This is a genomic window from Catenulispora sp. EB89, from assembly GCF_041261445.1.
Lineage (GTDB): Bacteria > Actinomycetota > Actinomycetes > Streptomycetales > Catenulisporaceae > Catenulispora.
The window spans coordinates 73,856-94,465 of sequence record NZ_JBGCCU010000023.1 but is presented as its reverse complement, the minus strand read 5'-3'; the positions used below and the strand labels follow the sequence as shown (position 1 = coordinate 94,465).

The window sequence follows — 20,610 nt, the reverse complement described above, 5'->3', positions numbered from 1 at the left end:
AGACGCGAAAGGGATTGTCGCGGTGGCGGATGAGGGAACGGCCTCGCGACGGCGGGGCCGTTCCCTGTCCCTGTGCTTCAGGCGCCGGCGGTCTCACACACTCAACGCGCGGCCCGCGTCCGCAGGCCGAACCACACCAGCGCGGCGACCACGAGCACGACGACGCCGTCGGCGCCGAGGCTGAGCCGGATGCCGCCGGCGAGCGCGTCCTTGGCCGCGTGCCCGGCGGACTTGAGGCTGTCGGAGCGGGCCGAGGCCACGGCGGACAGCAGCGGGATGCCGAGCGTCAGGCCGACCTGCTGCGAGGTGGTGACCAGACCGGTGGCCAGGCCCTGCTCGGTGTCGCCGAGGCCGGAGGTCGCGGTGACGCCGTAGGCGACGATCGCGGCGAGGTGGCCGAAGGCGGCGACGGCGCCGAACGTCACCAGCAGCAGGGTGGCGTTGCCGGTGGCGATCATGGCGAGCGGCAGGATCAGCACGCCCTGGAACAGCAGCCCGCCGACCAGGGTGGCGCGGGCGCCGAAGCGGCCGATGAGCCGCGGGGCGACCATGCCGCCGAAGGCCGCGGCGATGCCCATGACCGCGAAGACCAGGCCGGTCAGCGTCGGGGACATGCCGTTGATCTGCTGCAGGAACAGGGTGCCGAGGAAGACGACCGCGCTCATGCAGGCGAACGTCACCAGACCGCCGAGGTTGCCGATCGCGACGTTGCGGCGGCGCAGGATCCGCAGCGACACCAGCGGTTCGGCGGCGCGGGACTCGATGACGCCGAACGCCACGAGCAGCGCCACGCCGGCGACCAGACCGATCACCACGTCGGCGCGGCCGAAGCCGACCTGTGCGGCGGTCGAAAGGGAGTAGATCAGGGCCAGCAGGGCGCTGGTGACGGTGGCCGCGCCGGGGATGTCGAGCCGGGAGGCGTGCGGGTTGCGGCTCTCGGTGAGCAGCCGGGGCGCGCCGAGCAGGACGACGGCGCCCATGACGGTGTTCAGCACCATGGTGGAGCGCCAGGACAGGGCCTGGGTCAGGGCGCCGCCGAGCACCATGCCGGCGGTGAAGCCGACGGTCATCAGGGTGCCGTTGATGCCCAGGGCGCGCTCGCGCTGCGGGCCTTCGGGGAAGGACGTGGTCAGCAGCGCCATGCCGGTCGGCACGATCATCGCCGCGCCGATGCCCTGCAGGGCGCGGCCGGCCAGCAGGACGGCCGGGATCCAGGCGATGGTGGCGATCACGCTGGCCGCGGTGAAGAGCACGGTGCCGGTGATGAAGACCTTCTTGCGTCCGATGAGGTCGCCGACGCGGCCGGAGAGCAGGAGCAAGCCGCCGGAGGGCAGGGCGAAGGCGGTGGCGATCCATTGGAGGTTCGCGTCGGTGATGTGGAGGTCTTTGCCGATGCTGGGGACGGCGATGTTCAGGATGGAGAAGTCGACGGCGACCATGAAGTTCGCCGCGCAGAGCAGGAAGAGAACAAGCTTGGCCCGGGCGGACAAGCCGGAAGTCGCCGAAGGGTTGTCGATGTTCGGGTTGTCGATGTTCGCGGTGGCTGCCGCACCGGCCGAACCGGTGGGCGTCACCGGCGTGGGCTGGTCGAGGACATCTGTCATGGCATCCAGGATTCGGCGCGGCGAGCGGATGTGGGTAGCGCCTGTTTATGCTGGTGGTCCTTACACCAGGCTGAGCACCGGGGTGGATCGCGGTTCGCGGGGTAGGACGCGGGGGTGGCTGCGGGTGACTGCGAGGTGACCGCGGTGCGCTTTGCCTACGTACTCGGCCGGTGTGATCGGTGTGCTTGAGGGGAGAAAGCTGTGTCGATGACGGCCCCGGTCCAGGTGGACCCCGACTCCGTCCGGCGTGCGAACCTGCGCGAGTTCCTGATCGCCCGCCGCGCCCGGATCACCCCCGAGGAGGTCGGCCTGGCGCCCGGCGGCCGCCGCCGCACCCCGGGGCTGCGGCGCGAGGAGGTGGCCGTGCTGGCCGGCGTCGGCACGTCCTGGTACCAGTGGCTGGAGCAGGGCCGGGACATCACGGTGTCCTCGCAGGTGCTGGACGCCATCGGCCGCGTGCTCAAGCTCGACGAGCCCGAACTGCGCCACCTGTACGCCCTGGCCGGCCTCAACCCGCCGCCGATCGGCCGCATCTGCCCGGACCACGCCTCCGGCCCGGTCAACCAGGCGCTGCTCCGCCTCGTGGACACCTGGCTCCCCAACCCGGGCATGATCATCGACCGCTACTGGAACATGGTGGTCGCCAACCGCGCCGCGGAGGTGGCCCTGCTGACCAACGAGGGCAACTGGAACTGCCTGCACCAATACTTCCTCGACGAGATCTACCGCGAATCGCTGGAGAACTGGGCAGAGCTGGCCCCGCGCGTGGTGGCGACGTACCGCTCGGAGATGACGGCGTGCCCCGGCGACGAGGGCTTCCGCCAGGTCGTCGAAAGCCTGCTGCCGCAGAGCCCGGAGTTCGCCGAACTGTGGGCGCGCCAGGGCGTGGCGCACGGCGGGGTGAACATCAAGACCCTGAGCTCGCGCGTCGGACCGCTGCACTTCGAGTCGGTGACGCTCTCCGTGCCGGACCGTGCCGACCTGCGGATCGTGCTGCACAATCCGCGCGCCGGGTCGGACACGCGGGCGAAGATGGAGCGGTTGCTGGCTGAGGACGAGCGACGGAACGGGTTGCGGTTGGTGGCCGGGTAGTTTCCTATCCGGGCGGGCAGACCTACCCTGAAAAACGCACGGAAGTCCAGTGCTAGGGGTAGGCCATGTCAGATGTCGAACGTACCGATCTGAATCGCCTGCGGGACATCATCCGCAGCGCGCAGCAACAGGGTGACCAGTATCCGGTGGACCCGCGGGCCCGGGTCACGGTGGGGTCCGAGGGTGAGATCTACACCGGGCAGGCGCCGGTGGGGCGTCCTTTGAGCAAGGTGCAGCACGGGACTTTCGCGGCGCGGGTGCGAGGGCGCGAGGTCGAGGATCTGCGGTGGGCGGCGAAGCACATGCCGCGGAACACGCAGTTCATCGAGCACCGGGATGCGCGGGGGTGGTGTTACAGCTTCCTGTCACAGATGGGGCGGCCGTACACGATGTTCGCGTACTTCGACGGGGTGAGTTATCAGGTCAAGCTGGTCGAGCCCCGGTTGGAGGGGCTGGTCGGGGCGCATGCGGGGCATCTTTATGCCAACGGGCGTTTGTGCCTGAGCCAGTCCGGGGATTCGGGGCAGCCGACTTTGGAGGAGGCTTACTCGAAGTCGGTGTTGTGGGCCACGGGGATGGATGTGGTGTTGGCCGGGTATCCGTTTCCCTTCTCGACGAACAACGAGTTTGAGTACGACCTCTGATCCGGCGGCATTCGCCGCCGACGTCTTTGTGGAGGGCCGCGCATGCTGACACCCGTGCGGGTGGCGGACTTCGTGGTGGACGCGATCGCCGCGCGCATCGGGGCCGTCGAGCCGGAGCAGGGCGGGGCGCTGCTGGGGCTGCCGGGGCTGGACTACGTCACGGAGTTCATCCACGACGCCGGCGCCGCCACGACCGGGACGCGGTACCGGAACACGGACCGGCTGATCACGACGATCGGCGCGCGGGAGGCGGCGAGCGCGGCACGGTTCAAGGGGATCGTGCACTCGCACCCGCGCGGCATGCCCGTGCCCTCCAGCCAGGACCAGTCGGAGTACGCGGAGTCGCTCCGGCTGAACCCGCAACTGGCGCGCTACCTGGCGCCGATCGTGACCCACGACGTGGACACCCCGCTGGCAGGCCACGAGCTACGACTCGGTCCGGCGCGCATCTCGTTCTTCGGAGCCGAGCGCGCGGCCGACGGCTTCGTGCTGTCGCCGGTGCGGCCCGTGGTGGTCCCGGTAACCCGCATGCTGCGGCGCGCCGGCGTGCGACCGGAGGGAAACCCGGCGGCGATCGAGGTGGAGGGCGCGACGCTGCTCGCCACGCATGCGCAACTGCCGGGGTTGGGCGCGGTGACACTGCTGCTGGGGGCGGACTTCCCGGCGACGGCCCCGATCGTGCTGCCACAGGACGGCACCGGGCCGCTGGCGCTGGCGTGGGACCTCGGCGTGCCGGCGGTGGAGCGGCTGGCGGGCGCGGTGCTGACGCTGCGGCGGGGGCGCGCTCGGGAGCGGGAGGGGCGGGATGCTTCGCACCGAGGTGAGGCGGGTGGCGGAGGAGCGGCGCAGGCGGTAGGCGGGGACGGCGGCGCGGATGTGGGGAACCTCGCGAAGGCGGCGGACGGCGTAGCGGGGACAGGCAACGGCGCGGGTTCGGCGGCGGGCGGCGCGGTCGGTGCAGGCACCGAGGTAGGCGCGGGAAGCCTGGCTGGTTCGGCGGCAGGCAATGCGGTCGGTGCGGGGAACCCCGCGCAGGCGGCAGGCGTGGGAAGCCTGGCTCGTTCGGCGGCAGGTGGCGCGGCCAGTGCAGGCAACGAGGCAGGCGCGGGAAGCCTCGCTGGTTCAGCGGCGGTCGATGCGGTCAATGCGGGGAACCCCGCGCAGGTGGCGGGCGCGGGAAGCCTCGCTGGTTCGGCGACAGGCGGCGCGGTCGGTGCGGGAAGCTTGGCTCGTTCGGCGGCGGGCGGCGCGGCCAGTGCAGGCAACCCTGCGGCAGGCAACCAGACAGGCGCGAAAAGCCTGGCTGATTCGGCGGCGGGCGGCGCGATCGGTGCGGGGAGCCTCGCACAGGCGGCGGGTGCGGGAAGCCTTGCGGGATCTGGGGCGGAAGGCGCGGCGGCGGCGGGCGCGGGCGAGTTCCCGGGAGCTGGGGCCGAGCGCGGTGGCGCAAGTGGGCGAGACCCGGCGGCGCTCTTGTTTGCGCGGACTGGGGGGATTCTGTCGCCGGGGTTGCGGGATCGCAGGGTGCTGATTGTTGGGGCCGGGTCGGTCGGGTCCTATATGGCCGAGGTTTTGGCGCGGAGTGGGGTTGGGGCTTTTACGATCGTGGATCCTGATGTGGTTGAGGCCGTCAATGTGGGGCGGAGTGCGTATCGGGTGGGGGATGTGGGGTTGGGGAAGGCGGTGGCAGCTGGGGAGGTCGTGCTGTCCGTCAATCCTGGGGCGCGGGTTGGGGCTTTTGGCGCGCGGCATGAGGATGTGGATTTGGCGGCTTTGGTTGGCGACGCCGATGTGGTTGTGGTGGCTACCGATGATCCTGGGGCGCAGGCGCGGGTTGGGCATTTTGCTTATTGGGCTGGGCGGCCGGCTGTTTTTCCGGGGCTTTATCAGGGTGCTCGGGGTGGCGAGATCATTGTGGCGGCGGGTGGGAGTGCCTGCTTTGCGTGCGCGACCGGTGGGGTGCGGGCTGATGTGCAGGAGACGGGGAGTGGCGAGGTCGCCGCGCGGACTGACTACGGCACCGGGCGGTTGATCGCGGAGCCCGGGTTGTTGGCCGACGTGCATCACGTGGCGGCGATCGCGGCGAAGGCGGCGCTCGGGTTGCTGCATGAGCCGGATGACGACGTCGCGGCGGCCCTCTTCGCGTACGGCATCCTCAAGGCCGGCACCACGTACGCCGTCTTCGGGCACGAGCCCGAGTACTGGATCTTCGCCGAGCTGATGCGCGCCGCGCCTGCGCAGTACGCGTACCAGTCGCTGTGGCTGTCGGTGGCGAGCAGGAGTGACTGCCCCGTGTGCGGCGAGCCCAAGGGACGGACCGATCCGTCGGCTTACCAGGAGCCCGATATCGACTTCATCAGGGCTCTGAGGGACCAGTGATGAGTGCTCTTTATCCGGCGCCCTCCCCCGTGGCCACGACGTGGCTCGCGACGCTGCGCACGACCCTCGCGCGTCTTGCCGACCAGGTAGGGGAAGGCGTGGCGGTCGATGTGGAAACCCTTGCCGCGCAGCTGGAATCCGAATCGCCGGAGGCTGCGGAGCTCGGGGATGCGTTGAGCCCGACGCTGGAGGAGTTCGAGGACGTCATCAGTGGACTGACGGAGGCGTTCGGGCTGGCGCCGTCGACGTTGCTCATCGCGCTGGGGCGTGGTGCGGAGATCGGCGAGCTTGATCCGGTGGTCGCGGGGGCGTTGGGGGATGTCGGTGAGATCAGGGCACTGACATCATCCGGGACCGTGACCATCGAGAAGGACGGGCGGTCGACCACACTCATCGCGGCGACGACCGTTGGCGCGCCGGTCGGGCCGGTGCGGATCGCGTGGCCTGGACGGGAAGACGTGTGGCTCTGTGCCGTGGCGGGCACGCCGGTCGTCGCGGCAAGGGCAGCGCTGGAACGGATCCTGCCACACGTGGGAGTGAGCCGCGCGCACCTCAGGACGGCGCCAGCAAGACCCCGGGAAAACGCTCCCACAGCCCTCCACGCCGCTCTCCTGTCCATCGACCCCACGGCGGACCCCGACCTCGTCATGGCCCGCCTGGAAGGCTGGCGCGCCGCCCTCGAACAGCTCCACCGCGGCGCGGTGGCCATCCACTGGGAGCAGTCCTGATGGGAGCAGTCCTGATGGAGACAGTCCGGATGGAGCCGGCCCGGATGGAGCAGCCCTGACATGGCCAATGACGACATCGCCAAAATCCGCACCGCGATCGCCAAGCAGGAAGGCCGCGTCCCCCGCGCCATCGTCCGCCCCGGCCGCACCCACCGCCCGCACCTGCGCCCGGCGCCGCAGACGCGCGGCGAGTTCGCGCTGGCGCTGCTCTCGATCGTGCTGACGTTCCTGGCCCTGCTCTTCAGCCTCACCGCGGGGCAGTTGGCCGCGTTCTGGGTCGGGGACCACGCGCAGAGCGGCGGGAAGGCCTGGCCGGTCTTCAGGGCCCTGGGCTACCGACCGTGGCGGCTGGGAGGGCCCGCGTACCTGTACCACGCGATGGTGGTGGAGTTCCGGCTGCTGCCGTGGATCACGATCGTCGCGGTGCTGACCGCCGCGGTGGCCCGTCCGTATCAGGCGGTGCTGGCGGCCTTCGCGGCCGGGATCGTGGAGAACAACTGGTGGCTGCACCTGCCGAGCTACGACTTCCCGAAGTGGTTCGCCGACCTCGTCGACAAGCAGCGGACGCTCCTGGAGCACCACGACCCCTGGCAGGCCTTCGGGATCCTGCTGGCGTCGGCTCTGTTGGCCATGGCCTGGGCGGAGCGGACCCAGGCCGCCTGAATCGGTTTGGCCGGCGCGTCCGGTCGGGTTGCCCCGGAGCGCGCCGTCACGCGTTCGTCAGCCGTACTGGAGCAGGTAGTCCAGAACCTCGCTCATGGAGGCGGTGGCCATCGCGATGCAGGAGTCGGCCGCGCCGTAGTACAGCCGCAGGTCGCCGGTCTCCTCGTCGTGGATCATCCCGGTGGGGAACACCACGTTCGGCACGTCGCCGTGGGTCTCGTAGTCGGTCGCCGGGCCCAGCACCCACTGCGGGGAGCGGCGGATCACCTTGGCCGGGTTCTCCAGGTCGAACAGGACCAGGCCGGCGCGGTAGAGCGGGCCGGCGGCCATCTGCTTGACGCCGTGGTAGACGCCGAGCCAGCCGTGCTCGGTCTCGATCGGGGCCGGGCCCAGGCCCATGCGGGCCGCGTCCCACCAGGCGCCCTCGCGGCTGGCCATCACCGGTTCGGGGCTGCTCCACTGGCGCAGGTCCTCGGAGCGGGACATCCACACGTCCGCGCGGCCGTCGTGGCCGGCGTACGGGCGGTGGTACAGGCAGAACTCGCCGTTGACCCGGCGGGGCAGCAGCGAGGCGTTCTTGTCCTCCGGGGGGAGGATCACGCCGAGCTTCTCCACCGACTGGAAGTCCTCGGTGGTCGCCAGGGCGACGCAGGGGCCGGAGGGCCCGTAGGCGGTATAGGTGATCGCATATGCCGAAAGTTCGGCCACGTAGGTGATGCGGCAGTCCTCGACGCCCCACATGCTCGTGTGGTCGGCCGGGTCGTCGGCCAGCAACGGCTTGGGGTCCACGCGCCAGCCGTGCACCCCGTCGGGGGAGCGCGCGACGGTGAGGTGTGACAGGCCGCGGCGGTCCTCGACGCGGCACAGGAGCACCGTCTCCCCGTCGTGGCTCGTGGCGCCCGGGTTGAAGACGGTGTTGATCTGGTAGGGCCAGTCGTTGGCCGTCAGGATCGGATTGGCAGGGTCCCGGCGGAACAGTTCGCCGTGGGGGCTGGTGGTGCCGAGCGGGGTCGACATCTTTTGCCTCGCAGGTGGTCTGGTTGCGAACAGGTTTCGATCTTCGCAAACGGCACAGTTCGCCGCTGGAAAGCACCGACTGTAGCGCCCGTGATCACACCCTGTCTGGACAACACGCTAAACGCAGGCGTCAACAGGGCCTTTCCATTAAGCGGTCGCAATAGCAGCTCCCGGTCTTTTCGCCACGACCCGCCACGCACACGGAATCATGGGCCATGGCGGCGCCAGGGCCGATTGTGTGACGAAGGCCACAGCGCGCCGGAACAAGCGCGCCACCCCCTGAAACGCAGTCGGCCACGACCCCTATGATTACTCGGCCGTTGACGGATCGCCTGCTGATGACCCGCTCGCGAGGTCCTGGACGGCAGCCACCACGCTGTTGTCCGTCCACGCTGGGAAGAGGTGTGCGCTTTTGCACGTCAATGGTTTCACCTACGGTCCGCTCACCCCCCTATTGGCCTATTTCATGTCGTTCCTGGGCTCCGCGATCGGGCTGCAAAGCGCCTCGCGGGCCCGGGTATCCACCGGCGGGTCCCAGGCGCGCTGGCTCGCCATGGCGTCAATTGCCCTCGGCGGCACGGCCATCTGGGTCATGCACTTCATAGCCATCCTCGGTTTCACGGTGCCGGGCGTCGAGATCCGCTACGACCCGGTGCTGACGGTCGTGAGCCTGGTCGCGGCCATCGGGTTCGCCGCGGTCGGCCTGACGCTGGTGGTCCGGCGCGACGGCGACACGAAGGCGCTGCTGCTCGGCGGGTTCATCACCGGCACGGGCGTCGCCGGAATGCACTACCTGGGCATGGCGGCGATGCACATGACGCCGCGGGTCCACTACAACGTGCTGGTGGTCGCGGCCTCGGAAGCGGTCGCCGTCGCCGCCGCGACGGCCGCGCTCTGGTTCGCGCTGCGGGTCCGCGGGCTGCCGGCCACCATCGGCGCCGCGATCGTCATGGGCGTGGCCGTCACCGGAATGCACTACACCGGCATGGCCGCGGTGCACGTGGCGGCGACCGCCGCGATGGATCCGGCGGGCTGGTCGCCCGGGATGCCGGTCACCGCGGACGCGGTGCCGTCCGGGATGTCCGCCTCGGCGCTGCTGACGCCGCTGGTGCTCGGGATCAGCATCACCACGACGATCCTGCTGCTGGTGGTGGCGATGGCACCGACCGAGCGCGAGCTGCGGGAGGAGCAGCGGGCCGTGGAACTGGCCTCGTCGCTGCGGGAACGCAGCTACTAGCAACGGCGGATCAACCCCTATAACGGGTCCGGCCCTGTACCACACCGCCGCTCTCGCGAGGCGTGGCACAGGGCCGGTGTCGCCGAGACGGGCCGAAATCTCCAAGGCGCGCCTGGAGTTCCGGCCGTTCCGGTCACGCCAGGTCGGCGGACCGCAGGGCCAGCAGCGCCTGGTAGTACGCGAGCGTCGACTCAGCCCCCTGATTCGGGTTCGCGTCCGTCTCGCGCAGCCCGTCCCGGCCGCCGCCGCTGCTCGCGTCGTACAGCGGCAGGCCCAGCCGGTTGGCTCCGAGGAACCAGCCGAAGGCGCGCCGGGCCCGGTCGGCGTAGAACTCCCGGCCGGTGACGCGCCAGGCCTCGACGCAGGCCTCGACCACCGCGGCGGCGTCGATCGGCTGCTCGTCGCCCTCGTACCGGGCCGGCAGCGCACCCTTGCGCCGCCACAGGTTCCCGATCAGCGCCAGATGGCCTTCGGGCTCCTCCCCCGGACCCGAGGAATCCGCCGGGCCCGGCACTCCGAGCCCGACCTGTCCGAGGTACCAGTCCAGGGCCCGCAGCGCGTCCCGCACCACGGCGCCGTCGCCGGCCCGCTCGCCGCCGGCCAGCATCGCCTGCGGCAGACGGGCGTTGTCGTAGGTGAGCTCGTTCTCGAACCATGGCCAGTCGTCGGTCGCCGTGGCCCGGAACGCCGCCTGGAGCCGCGCCACGCCCAGCGCCAACTCGGGCGTGGGCTCCGGGACGCGCACCAGCCCCAGCAGGGCGTAGGCGGTCGAGCGGACCGTCGTCATCGCCCGCAGCGCGGGGCTGGCCTGTTCCAGCAGCACAGCCGCACGCTCGCGGTACTTGTCGGGCACCGAGCCGCCCGCGGCCACCGCGCCGAGGGACCACAACAGCCGCCCGACATGATCGCCGGTGTGCGGCTCGTCGAGCCACACACCGGTCGCGTCGCGCATATTGCGGGAGCCGAGGGCCGAGGCGTCATAGCCGGCCTCCAGGAAGCCCAGAGAGGTATCCAGCCAGTCGTGCGGGTCGGCGCCCTTCAGTTCGCGGACGGGAACGTCGCACAGTCCAGCCGCGACGATCGCCAGCCGGGACACGTCGTCCACGCAGTAGCCGGACCCCAGGTCCGGTTTAGCACGGTCGCTGAACTGGACGATGCCGCCGGAGTCGGTGACCCGGTTCAGATGCGTGAGTTTCAGCTTCGGCACGTCGACCCGCGCCATGCCGGCGGCGTCGGTGGCGACGGCGTCGGGCACGGGGCGCGCGCGCCGGGCCGCGGTGGCCCGTGCGATCCCGGCGAACCGGCGGGCCACCGCGGTCCAGTGCAACCCCGCGCCCTGGGTCCTGGCGGCCTCCCTGGCGCGCTCCAAGCGGTCCGGGTCGGACAGAAGGGTGTGCAAGGCCTCGGCGTACGCCTCGGGGTCCTCCGGCGGGACGGTGAGGCCCGCGCCGCCGGCAAGCATGTCCTCGGCGTAGAAGTACGACGTCGACACCACCGGGCAGCCCGCGGCGACGGCGAAGGTGAGGGCCCCGGACGAGATCTGCTCGCGGGAGCGGTAGGGGGTGCAGAAGATCTCGGTACGGGCCAGGACGACGGAGATCTCGGAGTCGGAGAGGAACAGGTCGAGGAAGACCACGCGGTCCTCCAGCTTCGCGCCTTTCACGGCGAGGACCAGTTTGTCGCGGTAGTTCTCGCCTTCCTGGCGCGCGATCTCCGGGTGCGTGGAGCCGGCGATGAGGTAGGTCACGTCGGGGTGCCGCTCCGCGATCCGGCCCAGGGCCGCGATCGCGGTCTCCAGGCCCTTGCCGGGCGAGAGCAGACCGAAGGTGGACAACAGGCGGCGGCCGGCGAGCCGGTCCAGGGTGGCGGCCACCTCCGGGCGGATCTCGCCGCCGCTTCCGGGCGGCGGCGCGCCGTGCGGGACGTGCACGATCCGGTCCGCCGGGGCGATGCCGGTGTCGACCGCCAGCCGGCGGGCGGTCCCGGTGAACACGGTGACGGCCGCGGCGTCGCGGCACAGCCGGTACAGGGTGTCGGCCTGCGAGGAACTCGGCTCGGAGAGCACCGTGTGCAGGGTGACCAGATAGGGGACGCCGAGCCGGTACAGCTCGGCGGCGAAGTCGGTGATCCAGGCGCCGTCCGGGCCGCCGAAGATCCCGAACTCGTGCTGGATGACGACGGCGCCGACCCCGGACGCGGCCACCTGCTGAGCCGCCCGGCGGTAGTCGGGACGCTCGTCCTGGCGGATCACCGTCCGCACCGTCGCGGGGTATGCCAGTCCGTCCCGGTCCAACGCGCAAACCTCCACGCGCACGTCCGGAGCAGCATCGTTGAGCGCGACGGCCAGGTCGCGCGAGTAGGTGGCGATGCCGCACCGTCGCGGCGGATACGTGGAAACGATCGCGAGTGTTATGCCGATGTTCGAGACAGTCCCTGCCATGACCTCTCATACCTCTCTCCGTCGTCACTAAATACGACGGAACCGGCAAGCCACTCTAACGTTACTCAGTGGACTTAATCAATACTCTTAGACACATTGCCGGTCCCGCCGCGGTGAGCAGCGCGGTTCAGGCACCGCCTTTGGCAACCCGCTGTCCGACGGAAAGCGGCCCGCCCCACCTGCGCCTGTGACGTGGGCCGCTTGACAAGCCCCCGGGAGCGGCATGGTTTAATAGCGCCATGACCGGCGCTTGCATCACGTGCTGCGCGACCTGCCATGGGACGAAAACCCATATGGCGGGCCGCGTATGCCGCATGCGCCGAATGTGCGGCCGCTGACGTCCGATAGCCCGCTGGTACGGATGACGCGAGGGTTCGCCCCCGCTTCACCCGGAGGGCACCTTCCAGCCGCCGTACTCCTGTAGAGGTAACTCTGATGACAGTCCTCCCGAGGCCCAGCCTCAGCGCCGTCACCCCAGTCCGCCGCACCCCGGATTACCGGTTGTGCCTGCTCACGCACCGGGTCCCTCCCCGGGTTCATAAAACGTGCCGCCGAATGCGCCGGGGCGTACCAGCCAACGCTGTCTGCGTACGCCCTTCCCGGACCGCCGACCCCCGTTCTGTGAGTTTCGCGAACCCGCTGAGGAGCACCCCCGATGGACCCCCGCCGCCTGGAGAAGATCTACGACACCGTCCGCGATGAGCTGGACGGCCTGGACCGCTTCGAGATCGAGCAGCGCGCCTGCGTGGCCCGCGCCCGCTGGCACGCCGCGTCGACAAGTCCCAACGCCAATCCTGAACAACGGGCCCTGGCCGGGGCCCGCGCCGCGGCCATCGGCCGGATCCTGATCCACCTGCGGCGGACCTGGACCGACGAGTACGACGCGGCGGACCACGCGGCCCGCGCGCTGGCCGCCGAGCGCGTCGACCCCGAGGTCGCCGCCGGCGTCCGGTCCGCCGGGCACCCGGTCGGCGCCCGCGTCGAGGTGGTCGGCGAGGAGCGCACCGGGGTCGTTCAGCAGATCCTGGTCTCGCGCGAAGAGGACGGGTACTACGCGCGCTGGTACGTCGTGCACGTCGCGGAACTGCAGCTCTGCCGGGCCTATGGCTGCGACGAGCTGGAGACGCTGGAGCCGGAGCAGGCTCCGCTGGCGCCGGCCGCGCAGCACTCGGCGGCGTCGTTCGCGGCGCTGGCCGAGCGGGCCGAGCGCGCCGAGCGGGGCTCGGTGACGGTGCGGCACGGGCAGCGCGGCGGCCGGCGGGTGCTGGCCGCGGCCTGAGGCCGGGCAGCGCGGGGCAGGGGTGGCGAAGCCGGATCAGGCCTCGCCACCTGGCGCCGCGGAGGCGGGAAACCGCCGGACGCCGTGCCGGGCGATGGTTTCCGGCCAGGGTCGGCGTGACGAACGACACACGCGTGTGGTCGTTCACCGCCGGAAGAAGTCCCGCACGTTCACCAACAACAACAGCAGCGCGGCGACGCCCATCGCGACGAGGAAGCCGTCGCGGGCGTGGCGTGCCGTCCACTCCAGCACGCTGATCACCACGCCGGCCGCGACCAGGATCACCGCGAGGCTGACCGCCGTGGTCAGCAGGCGGCGGCGGGCCAGGGCCTCCAGCGCGGCGAAGACGACCAGGATCCCGAGGAGTGTGGGGATCTTCTGGCGGTCGTCGGGCAGCAGCAGGACCGTCGCCACCGCCAGGAACAGCAGCGGGACGCTGACCGCGGCCCAGATCTGCAGCAGGATGCCGTGGTGCTTGCGGTCGCCGGGGACGTAGGGCTTGTGCGAGCGGGTGACGTGGGCCTGCGGGTCCTGCGGGGGGAGGCCGCCGCGTTCCAGGACGGCCAGGTGGACCGTGCGTTCCTCGGCCATCGCGGTGCGCTCCCGGACCAGGCTCATGACGGACTGCTCGGCCACGCGCGCCTCGCCGAGGCGTTCGGCCGCGGTCTTGGCGGTCTGGAATTCCGTGGTGAGGGACAGGACTTCGGCGTGGCGTTCCCGCGCTCGCTGTTGCAGGAGGCCGGTCTGCTCGTCGGCGTCGGCGATGCGGGTGTCGAGGTCGGCGACGCGGCTTTCCAGGCTCTGCGCGAGGCCGGTGTCGTCCGGGGAGACCTTGTGCAAGCCGGCCCAGCCGAGCGGGTCGGACCAGGAGAAGCGGACGGTGCCGTCGCGCTCGTAGCGCGGGCCCGCCGGGGCGCGTTCGCCGCCGGCCCAGTCGCGGGTGTCGACGCCCCACAGGCCGCGGAAGCCGCGGACCCAGGGGGTGTCGTCGTCGATCAGGACCGGATGCCATTCGCGGTCCTCGCCGGGGCCGACGCGGGCGCCGTCGCCGCGGGCGTAGTCGATGAAGGGGATGCCGAAGCCGTGGTCCTCGCTGCGGGCCCGGCGCAGCATCGTCTCGGCCGCGCGCTTCCACCAGCGGGCCGCGGTGCCGAGGAAGCGCGGGTTGACGGTGACGAGGTAGTCGCCGGCGAGGAAGGCGCCGGAGTGCGAGCCGGCGCCGGCGAAGACCACGGGGTGGGTGCCCTCGGCGACGGTCAGGTCCGGGTCGTCCCAGCGGCGGCGGAGGTCGTCGCCGGTGTAGTCGTGGGAGGAGAAGGCGACCCAGCGCGGGGACAGGGTTTTCGGGCCGCCTTCGACGGCGGCGGGGCCCTCTGCGAGGTAGACGGTCACCATCTCCCAGTCGGCCTCGTGGTCGTTGACGCCGCCGAAGGTGGAGCGCCAGTCGTTGGCCGCGTAGAAGTACCAGTACTGGAGGATGACGTAGCCGCCCTGGCGGACGACGCGGCCGTAGTAGGGGGACGAGTCCGCTCCCCCGCCGGCGTGGTACTGCTCGGCGGCCTTGGTCATCACGCCGCCAGGGACGGTGCCGCGGATCAGCAGGCTCAGGCGGAGCAGGACGTCGATCAGGCGGGCGACGAAGCCGACGGCCGCGAGGCGTCCGGTGCGGCGGATGCCGGTGGGGTGCGCCTTGCGCCAGCGGCGGACCTCGCCGCCGCCGGCCGGCTTGAGGACGTAGCGGAGGAACAGGGGGCGGTCGGGCTGTTGCTCCGACGCCTCCAGGAGGCGGTCTAGGTCGAGCTCCCCGGCCGGGACGAGTTCGGTCTGCTTGTCGCCGTCGCGCCACAGACCCGCCCCGGCGATGTAGCGCTCGATGTCGGTCGGGAGGAAGTACTCGCCCTTGGTGTAGGCCAGAATCGGCTCGTGGGTGCGGAGCAGGGCGAGGTCTTCGGAGGCCGGAGCGGGGTCGGCCGGGTGGGCGGCGAGGTTGGCGGAGTCGGCGGTGTCGGCCGGGTCGGCGGGGCGGGCGGGGTCGGCGGCAGTCATCGATGCCGACGATAGGCCACGGTGATCACCGCCGCGCGCCGGATGTCAGCGGGTGGTGAACGCGCCGCCGTTGACGTGGAGGGTCTGGCCGGTGATGTGGCGGGCACCGTCGGAGGCCAGGAAGAACACGGTCTCGGCGATGTCCCGGGGCGTGCCGGCGCGCTTGGTGTGGGTCTCGGCGATGAGCGCCTGCTCGCGGGCGTCGGTCATGGCGCCCCGGAAGAAGTCGGTGTCGGCGATGTAGCCGGGCGAGACCACGTTGGCGGTGACGCCGCGCGGACCGAGCTCGGCGGACAGGATCGCGTACCAGGCGGCGAGCGCGGCCTTGGCGGCGCCGTAGGAACCGCCGCGGCGCTCGGCCCCGATGGAGCCGACGGCGACGGCGGTGCCGCCGGGCGCGAGGACGGACTTGAGGGCGGTGGTGGTCAGAACCGCGCTGAGCAGGTTGCCGTCGAGGTCGGCGCGCCACTGGGCCAGGACGGACTCCAACTCCGTGGCGGCCGGATCCGGCTGCGCCTGACCGAGCCCGCCGGCGGCGTTGACCAGCACGTCGAGCGTGTCGAAGCCGGCCGCGAGGTCTTCGACGGCACGCGGATCGGTGGCATCGCAGACCACGCCGGTCGCGCCGAGCTCCTTGGCCGCGGCCTCGACGAGCTCGGCCCGGCGCCCGGTGATGACGACACTGGCGCCGTCGGCGGCGAAGCGCTCGGCGACGGCGCGGCCGATGCCTCGGGAGCCGCCGGTGACGAGGACGGTGCGGGTCATGGTCCCCTCCTGGTATGTTTAGGGCTAAACGTTTAGACCTTAACACGAGCCCCAGGGAGCCGCGCGTGAGCACCACCGCCGCCGAGATCGCCGAGGCGTGGCGCCGCGAGCGCCCGGGCACTCCGGTCGAGTCGATCGAGGTCTTCACGCCGATCGTGCGGCTGGCCAAGATGCTCGCCGATGACCGGACCCGGGTGCTGCGCGCGGCCGGGATCGATCGGGCGACGTTGGATCTGCTGTCGGTGCTGCGGCGGTCCGGGCCGCCCTACACGCTCACCACGCGGGAGCTCACCGAGCGGACGCTGGTCACCGCCGGGGCGATCTCGCAGCGGGTGGCGCGGGCCGAGCAGGAGGGGCTGGTCACCAGGGCGCCGGGTCTGGTGGGGCGGAAGGCGGTGGCCGTGGCGTTGACCGCCGCCGGGCACGCGGTGATCGAGCGCTCCGTGGACGCGGTGCTCGGGCGGGACGACGACCTGGTCGCCGGGCTCAGTGCCGAGGAGCGGGAGGTGCTGATCCCGCTCCTCGGCAAGCTGGAGGCCTTCGTCAGAGCGCAGAGCTCATAAGACGGAGCTCATAAGACGGAGCCCGCAAGCAAGACAAGCAGTTAGCCATCAGGACCCCGCCGCCGTCACGCACAGGTTCTGGTCCGCGGCGTTCTCCCCGGCGGCGCTCGACAAGGCCGCCGAGGGCAGCGCGCTCGGGGCGGACGATGTGGACGCCACCGGGTTGTACACGTCGCCGCTGGCGAAGTCGGCGCCGACGCGGACCACGATCGGGGCGCTGCCGTCGCCGCCCTGCTGCACCGCGGAGGCCGGGAGTTGCAGTGCGGCGGCGACCGCCTGGGCTCCGGCCTGGTGCTGCGGGCTGCTGTAGTAGACGGTCGTCGAGGCGACGTCGCCGGTGTAGCTGACGCCGGTGGCGTTCTTGAAGCCGTCGGCCTGGAGGGTGGCGGCGAGTTGGCGGGAGCGGCCGTCGTTGGTGGTGCCGTTCTCGACCACGATCGCGTCGGTCACCGCGCCGGGGCTCAGGGTGCTGGTGGTCGCCGAGGGCGCGGGGGTCGGGGCGGGGGTGGCGCCGCCGCTCGCCGCGGTGGTCGGGCCGGTGACCGACTGGTCGTGCGCGAGCAGCGAGAAGATCTGGTCGTCCACGGCGGTGTCCGGGGCCACGCGGTTGGGGTCCGGCTGGTAGGCGACCGTGGGCATGGTCAGGAAGGTGATGTTCTGGGTCGGCACCTTCTTCAGCGTGTTCGCCAGGTCCAGCAGTGCGCTGACGCTGGCGATGCCGTTGTCCACGGTCAGGGACTTGCTCGCGATGTCCATCAGGTGCGTGGCCTGGATCGGGTTGTCCAGCGTCGCCTGCGACTTCATCTTCCGGATCAGCGCCGACAGGTACTGGTGCTGCGCCTCCGTCCGGTAGAGGTCCGAGCCGTCGCTGAAGCCCTCGCGGGTGCGCAGGAACGCCAGCGCGGTGTCGCCCTGGATCACCGAGGTGCCGGCCGGCAGGGTCAGGTGCGAGTCGGGGTCGTTGACCGCCTTGGTGACGCAGACCGGGACGCCGCCGACCGCGTTGGTCAGCGCCACGACGCCGGAGAAGTCGACCATCATGAAGTGGTCGATCTTGACGTGGGTGAACTCCTCGACGGTGTCCACCTGGCAGCCCGGGCCGGCGGCCAGCGCCGAGTTGATCATGGCGATGCTCTGCGCCGGGTACTGCGTGCCCTTGGCGTCCACGCAGGCCGGGATCGGCACCATCGTGTCGCGCGGCAGCGACACCACCGTCGCGTTGCTGCGGTCGGCCGAGACGTGCACCAGCATCTCCACGTCGGAGCGGCCGGAGGGGTCGGTGTAGCCGCCGAGGCTGGCGTCCTGGCCGGGCAGGCGGGCGTCGGTGCCGATCAGCAGGATGTTGATCGGCACGTTGCCGTACGGGTCCGGGGTCGGCTGGACCACCGACAGCTGGTTCGGCGGCACGACCGCGCCGTGCAGCGGCGCGCCCTTGATGTTGTGGTCGATGCGGTAGTACCAGTAGCCGGCGTAGGCCACCGTGCCGCCGATGACCAGCACCAGCATGCCGGAGATGATCATCAGCGTGCGCTTGACCCGCCGCCGGGTGGCGCTCTGCGCCCCGGGGGTCCCGTCCTGCGAGTGCTTGGGGACCCAGGACGCGCTGGAACTGTCGTCGGCTATGCCGGAGGTGTCCTCGCTCATCGTTCCTGTTCCCCTCTCACGGCGTACCCGCTCACCCGCCTACTTCGATGACGTTCGTCCTCCGGCCTCGGTTCCACCCTCAATTCAACTTGTGGCGCGAAGCGCCTCGTTAACGGGCGGCGGTGGGAGACGGGTGGGGGATACTGTGACGAGCAACTGCGTCGCACGGGTCGCAGTCACATAGTGCGTCCGCGGGCCCATCGGCGACTCCGAGGCGATCAGGTCCGGGTCGACCAGCACCACCGCGTCGAACTCCAGGCCCTTGGACTCCAGCGAGCCCAGGACCTGCACGCGCTCCGGGACGTCGGGCACGCTGAACGCTCCGAGCCTGGTCATCGGCACGATCACGCCGACCGTGCCCTCGACCTCGGCGGCCAGCCGGCGGGCCGCCACCCCGGCCGCGGTGGCCAGATCGGCCTCGTCGGTCACCACGAACTCCGGCGGCCGTCCGGTCGAACGGACAGCCCGCGGCAGCGGCGCGTCGGGCAGGAACCGGTGCAGGAGGGTCGCGGCGTAGTCGGCGATCTCGACCGGGTTCCGGTAGTTGGTGGTGAGCTCGAACTGCCGGCGCTCGCGCGATGTGCCCAGGGCCAGGTCCATCGAGCGCCGCGCCTCGTCCAGGTCCTCCCACGAGCTCTGCGCGGCGTCGGCGACCACGGTCCAGGTCGCGTGCCGGCCGCGCCGGGCCAGCATCCGCCACTGCATCGGGGACAGGTCCTGGGCCTCGTCGACGACGATGTGCCCGAACTCCTCGGGATCCGGCTCCTCCTCGTAGCCGCCGCGCTGTGCCGCCCGGCGTTCCCCGATGGTGGACAGCTCGCGGAAGCCGCCGCCCTCCGGGTCCGAGCCGTCGTCGGTCTCCTCGCCGGTGAGCAGGTTCACGCCGTCCACGACGTACGGGTTCGCCGCCGCGACCGCCCGCGCGGTCCGGGGCCCCTCGCCGAGCAGCGAGTCGAGCTCGTCCAGCAGCGCGATGTCGGAGTAGGACAGGCCGGCGCCGTCCTCCCCCACCGCACGCCAGGACTCGGCCAGCAGCTGGGTGTCGGCGGGGCCGAGCACGCCGCGTGAGACCTCGGCCAGGTACACCGGGTCGCCGAGGGAGCGCAGCACCTCCAGCGGGGAGCGCTGGGGCCACCAGGCGGTGACGAAGTCCGCGAACGGCCGCTCGGAGCGCAGCTCGGACAGGAAGGTGCGCCTGTCGTCCTCGAACAGGTCCGGGTACTCGTCGTAGGGCGAGGCGTCGCCGGCGGCGCGCTTGGCGTCCTGGTAGGCGTTCCAGGCGGCGTCCTGCAGGGCCCGGATGACGTCGGCGCGCACCGCGTTGGGCCGGCGGCTGCCGCCGCGCAGCATCCGCTCCCGCAGCGCGACCAGCTGCGGCGCGTCCAGGCTGAAGAAGGTGCCCTGGTAGATCAGCCGCACGTCCTTCGGCGCGCCCCACGGCGCGTCGTTCGCCGCCTTGCGCAGGATCCGCACCATGCGCGGGGAGCCCTTCAGCTTGGCCCGCGCGGCGTCCTCGTGCCGCGCGGCCTCGACGCCGTTGACCACGTCGCCGAGCGAGCGCAGCGCCGCGCCGCCCTCGCCGAGGGAGGGCAGCACCCGCTCGATGTACTCGGTGAAGCGCCGGTTCGGCCCGACCACCAGCACGCCGCGCGAGCCGAAGCGGCGCCGGTGCTGGAACAGCAGCCAGGCCACGCGGTGCAGCGCGACCGCGGTCTTGCCGGTACCGGGGCCGCCGGTGACGACCACGCTCACGTCGGCGGGCGAGCGGATCACCACGTCCTGCTCGCGCTGGATGGTGGCGACGATGTCGCGCATGTGGCCGGTGCGGGTCCGGGCCAGCGCGGCGATGAAGGCGCCGTCGCCGACCACCGGCAGGCCGTCCGGGGCCGCGTCCGGGTCGAGCAGGTCGTCCTCGATGTCCAGGACCCGGTCGCCGCGACAGTGCAGCACCCGGCGGCGTACGACGCCCCTGGGGTCCTCGGGGGCGGCCTGGTAGAAGGCCGCTGCGGCCGGTGCGCGCCAGTCCACGACCAGCGGCTCCAGCTCCTCGGTACGGACCCCGAGGCGGCCGATGCGGTAGGTCTCCAGCTCCTCGCCCGGGATCTCGGGCTTGAGGTCCAGGCGACCGAACACCAGTTCGTTGTAGGCGTTCTCCAGGGACCGCTCCCAGATGGCCGCCTCCATCACCTGGACGTCCCGGTCGACCAGGGCCGAGTAGGTCCCGCCCTGCGCCACCTTGTAGCTCTCGCGCACGCGGCTCGCGGCCTGCTCGCGCATCTGGGCCAGCCGGGCGTACGCGGCATTCACGGCCTCCTGCTCGACCGCGATCTCGCGTTCCTTGACGTGCGCCGAACCGTCCTGCTGAGGTGACACCCCGCGACCTCTCATCGTTTACCGACCGGTCCGCTGAACCGGCACAACCGCACGATCATCCAAGACCGAGCCCACCCGGGCAAACGCCGTCCGCCCCGGAAGTGTTTGCATTCCGTTTGAATCAGCCGTCACAGGG

At 71.5% G+C, this 20,610-nt stretch carries 15 protein-coding genes; 8 read left to right on the top strand and 7 right to left on the bottom strand.

The window, feature by feature from the left end; all coding sequences use genetic code 11:
- Nucleotides 1-101: 101 nt before the first annotated feature.
- Nucleotides 102-1,604 carry an MFS transporter gene (locus ABH920_RS36905; protein ID WP_370353914.1) on the bottom strand — a complete coding sequence of 501 codons (1,503 nt, stop codon included), beginning with the start codon at nucleotides 1,602-1,604 and terminating at the stop codon, nucleotides 102-104.
- 207 nt (nucleotides 1,605-1,811) lie between these two features.
- Between ABH920_RS36905 and ABH920_RS36900 the strand changes: the two genes are divergently transcribed.
- The 5 genes from ABH920_RS36900 to ABH920_RS36880 all read left to right on the top strand — a co-directional run bounded on the left by ABH920_RS36900 (nucleotide 1,812) and on the right by ABH920_RS36880 (nucleotide 7,110).
- Nucleotides 1,812-2,696: a helix-turn-helix transcriptional regulator gene (locus ABH920_RS36900; RefSeq protein WP_370353913.1), complete on the top strand. Its 885-nt coding sequence runs from the start codon at nucleotides 1,812-1,814 to the stop codon at nucleotides 2,694-2,696.
- A gap of 65 nt (nucleotides 2,697-2,761) precedes the next feature.
- On the top strand, nucleotides 2,762-3,340 hold the full coding sequence (locus tag ABH920_RS36895; protein WP_370353912.1) for a hypothetical protein: 579 nt from the start codon (nucleotides 2,762-2,764) through the stop codon (nucleotides 3,338-3,340).
- Nucleotides 3,341-3,382: 42 nt separating this feature from the next.
- Complete coding sequence (locus ABH920_RS36890; RefSeq protein ID WP_370353911.1) at nucleotides 3,383-5,719, top strand: ThiF family adenylyltransferase; 2,337 nt, start codon at nucleotides 3,383-3,385, stop codon at nucleotides 5,717-5,719.
- A 29-nt stretch (nucleotides 5,720-5,748) separates the two neighbouring features.
- On the top strand, nucleotides 5,749-6,447 hold the full coding sequence (locus ABH920_RS36885; RefSeq protein WP_370353910.1) for a hypothetical protein: 699 nt from the start codon (nucleotides 5,749-5,751) through the stop codon (nucleotides 6,445-6,447).
- Nucleotides 6,448-6,507: 60 nt separating this feature from the next.
- The gene (locus tag ABH920_RS36880) at nucleotides 6,508-7,110 is read left to right on the top strand and encodes a hypothetical protein (RefSeq protein ID WP_370353909.1); all 603 of its coding nucleotides are present in this window, start codon (nucleotides 6,508-6,510) and stop codon (nucleotides 7,108-7,110) included.
- 57 nt (nucleotides 7,111-7,167) lie between these two features.
- Here the strand turns inward: ABH920_RS36880 and ABH920_RS36875 are convergent, their stop codons facing one another.
- Nucleotides 7,168-8,127 (bottom strand): glycosidase, encoded by a 960-nt coding sequence (locus ABH920_RS36875; protein WP_370353908.1) that lies wholly within the window; start codon nucleotides 8,125-8,127, stop codon nucleotides 7,168-7,170.
- A 466-nt stretch (nucleotides 8,128-8,593) separates the two neighbouring features.
- On the opposite strand from ABH920_RS36875, the gene ABH920_RS36870 reads away from it, so the two are divergent.
- Entirely contained in the window at nucleotides 8,594-9,364 is a 771-nt protein-coding gene (locus tag ABH920_RS36870) for an MHYT domain-containing protein (protein WP_370353907.1), read from the top strand.
- A gap of 133 nt (nucleotides 9,365-9,497) precedes the next feature.
- Here ABH920_RS36870 and ABH920_RS36865 read toward each other — a convergent pair whose 3' ends face one another.
- Nucleotides 9,498-11,804, bottom strand: coding sequence for a glycosyltransferase (locus ABH920_RS36865; protein WP_370353906.1), 2,307 nt, complete (start codon nucleotides 11,802-11,804; stop codon nucleotides 9,498-9,500).
- 655 nt (nucleotides 11,805-12,459) lie between these two features.
- Here ABH920_RS36865 and ABH920_RS36860 point away from each other — a divergent pair.
- Nucleotides 12,460-13,083, top strand: a complete 624-nt coding sequence (locus ABH920_RS36860) for a hypothetical protein (RefSeq protein WP_370353905.1) — start codon at nucleotides 12,460-12,462, stop codon at nucleotides 13,081-13,083.
- A 144-nt stretch (nucleotides 13,084-13,227) separates the two neighbouring features.
- Here the strand turns inward: ABH920_RS36860 and ABH920_RS36855 are convergent, their stop codons facing one another.
- On the bottom strand, nucleotides 13,228-15,129 hold the full coding sequence (locus tag ABH920_RS36855; protein ID WP_370353904.1) for a hypothetical protein: 1,902 nt from the start codon (nucleotides 15,127-15,129) through the stop codon (nucleotides 13,228-13,230).
- Nucleotides 15,130-15,174: 45 nt separating this feature from the next.
- Nucleotides 15,175-15,894: an SDR family NAD(P)-dependent oxidoreductase gene (locus ABH920_RS36850; protein WP_370353903.1), complete on the bottom strand. Its 720-nt coding sequence runs from the start codon at nucleotides 15,892-15,894 to the stop codon at nucleotides 15,175-15,177.
- A gap of 65 nt (nucleotides 15,895-15,959) precedes the next feature.
- Here ABH920_RS36850 and ABH920_RS36845 point away from each other — a divergent pair, with 65 nt between their 5' ends.
- On the top strand, nucleotides 15,960-16,457 hold the full coding sequence (locus ABH920_RS36845) for a MarR family winged helix-turn-helix transcriptional regulator (protein WP_370353902.1): 498 nt from the start codon (nucleotides 15,960-15,962) through the stop codon (nucleotides 16,455-16,457).
- Nucleotides 16,458-16,505: 48 nt separating this feature from the next.
- On the opposite strand, the gene ABH920_RS36840 is transcribed toward ABH920_RS36845, so the two are convergent.
- Together ABH920_RS36840 and ABH920_RS36835 are read right to left on the bottom strand one after the other, a co-directional pair.
- A complete protein-coding gene (locus tag ABH920_RS36840; RefSeq protein ID WP_370353901.1) occupies nucleotides 16,506-18,101 on the bottom strand; it encodes an LCP family protein in 1,596 nt (531 codons plus the stop codon).
- Nucleotides 18,102-18,185: 84 nt separating this feature from the next.
- A complete protein-coding gene (locus ABH920_RS36835; protein WP_370353900.1) occupies nucleotides 18,186-20,474 on the bottom strand; it encodes an AAA family ATPase in 2,289 nt (762 codons plus the stop codon).
- Nucleotides 20,475-20,610 lie beyond the last annotated feature (136 nt).

Bases quoted from the DNA above. Each gene is read 5' to 3' on its own strand.
- ABH920_RS36905 (WP_370353914.1), bottom strand. From the start codon at position 1,604: ATGACAGATGTCCTCGACCAGCCCACGCCGGTGACGCCCACCGGTTCG.
- ABH920_RS36900 (WP_370353913.1), top strand. From the start codon at position 1,812: ATGACGGCCCCGGTCCAGGTGGACCCCGACTCCGTCCGGCGTGCGAAC.
- ABH920_RS36895 (WP_370353912.1), top strand. From the start codon at position 2,762: ATGTCAGATGTCGAACGTACCGATCTGAATCGCCTGCGGGACATCATC.
- ABH920_RS36890 (WP_370353911.1), top strand. From the start codon at position 3,383: ATGCTGACACCCGTGCGGGTGGCGGACTTCGTGGTGGACGCGATCGCC.
- ABH920_RS36880 (WP_370353909.1), top strand. From the start codon at position 6,508: ATGGCCAATGACGACATCGCCAAAATCCGCACCGCGATCGCCAAGCAG.
- ABH920_RS36875 (WP_370353908.1), bottom strand. From the start codon at position 8,127: ATGTCGACCCCGCTCGGCACCACCAGCCCCCACGGCGAACTGTTCCGC.
- ABH920_RS36870 (WP_370353907.1), top strand. From the start codon at position 8,594: ATGTCGTTCCTGGGCTCCGCGATCGGGCTGCAAAGCGCCTCGCGGGCC.
- ABH920_RS36865 (WP_370353906.1), bottom strand. From the start codon at position 11,804: ATGGCAGGGACTGTCTCGAACATCGGCATAACACTCGCGATCGTTTCC.
- ABH920_RS36860 (WP_370353905.1), top strand. From the start codon at position 12,460: ATGGACCCCCGCCGCCTGGAGAAGATCTACGACACCGTCCGCGATGAG.
- ABH920_RS36855 (WP_370353904.1), bottom strand. From the start codon at position 15,129: ATGACTGCCGCCGACCCCGCCCGCCCCGCCGACCCGGCCGACACCGCC.
- ABH920_RS36850 (WP_370353903.1), bottom strand. From the start codon at position 15,894: ATGACCCGCACCGTCCTCGTCACCGGCGGCTCCCGAGGCATCGGCCGC.
- ABH920_RS36840 (WP_370353901.1), bottom strand. From the start codon at position 18,101: ATGAGCGAGGACACCTCCGGCATAGCCGACGACAGTTCCAGCGCGTCC.